Below are 1,273 nucleotides of genomic sequence, written 5' to 3' on the forward strand. Positions count from 1 at the left end.
CTTGGACTAACCCGCTCCGCGAATGCGGAGCGGCAAGGAGGGTGTGTCGCCGGCGTGATCTGATCGCGTCGTCTGTCGCGCTGGTCATGTGTCCACAACAAGCTCCGACTGCGTCAGCATGGAGTGGCTGCTTGCAGCCCATTCCACCGGACAAAGGAGGAGTTTGTCATGACCCAACTTCGCCAGCGCATGAGCGAAGGCATGCAGGTGCGCAATTTCGCGCTCAACACCCAGCTGTCGTATCTGCAACAGGTGTCGCTGTTCGCCCGCCACTTCGGCAAGTCGCCGGACTTGCTCGGGCGCGAGGATATTCGGACCTATCAGGTCTATCTGACCAACGAGAAGAAGCTGTCGCCCGGCTCGATCCACACCGCCATTGCGGCGCTGCGCTTTCTCTACAGTGTGACGCTCGAGAGGGATTGGGCGCCTGAAGAGGTCCTGCCGCTTCCCAAGAAGCCGCAGAAGCTGCCGATCATCCTCAGTGCCGAGGAAGTTCAGCGGTTCCTCGGCTGCGTCCTCGACCTCAAACACCACGCCATCCTGACCACTTGCTATGCCGCCGGCTTGCGCATCTCGGAAGCGGTGCAGCTGAAGCCCACGGGCATCGACAGCCAGAGAATGGTCATCCGCGTGGAGCAGGGCAAAGGCCAGAAGGACCGCTACGTGATGCTGTCGCCCAAGCTCTTGGAGATCCTGCGCAGCTACTGGAAGGTGCGGCGGCCAAAGGAGTGGCTCTTCCCCGGCGATCGTGCCGGCCAGCCGATCACCAGGGATGCGGTGGGACAGGCCTGCGCGAAAGCGCGCGACCGCTCCGGATTGTCCAAGCCGGTCACGCCCCATTCGCTTCGCCACGCCTTCGCCGTCCATCTGCTGGAGGCCGGCGCCGACGTGCGCACCATTCAACTGCTGCTCGGTCACCGCAGCCTCGCGACCACCGCCCATTACCTGCGGATCGCCACCAACAAGGTCTGCGCCACGTCGAGCCCCTTCGAGCTCTTGCCGCGCCCGGCGCCCACCGTGCCGCCGCCTGCCAAGCCGCAATACTTCTGAACGGTCGCGGCAATGGCCCGCTCGGGGCCGGAAGTGGCGGATATCTTCCGCTACTACGGCGAAGCCTATCGCGCACAGCATGATGCGTCGCTGTCCACCGCCCAGCGCCGTGTCATGACGGCGATCGAACTGTGCCGGACCGCCGCGCTCGGCGGGCACGTCGAAGCATGTGATCAATGCGGCCACCGGCGCATCGCCTTCAACAGCTGCCGCGACCGGCATT

2 protein-coding genes are annotated in these 1,273 nt (G+C 64.5%); both read left to right on the plus strand.

Features of this window, described 5'->3' with window-relative positions; translation table 11 throughout:
• The first annotated feature begins 168 nt into the window (after positions 1–168).
• On the plus strand, positions 169–1,050 hold the full coding sequence (locus tag EOA28_RS36125) for a tyrosine-type recombinase/integrase (RefSeq protein WP_128315860.1): 882 nt from the start codon (positions 169–171) through the stop codon (positions 1,048–1,050).
• A 12-nt stretch (positions 1,051–1,062) separates the two neighbouring features.
• The coding region (locus EOA28_RS36130; RefSeq protein ID WP_189342392.1) for a transposase zinc-binding domain-containing protein at positions 1,063–1,273 on the plus strand (211 nt) is incomplete at its 3' end.

Source organism: Mesorhizobium sp. M2A.F.Ca.ET.067.02.1.1 (assembly GCF_004023285.1).
GTDB lineage: Bacteria > Pseudomonadota > Alphaproteobacteria > Rhizobiales > Rhizobiaceae > Mesorhizobium.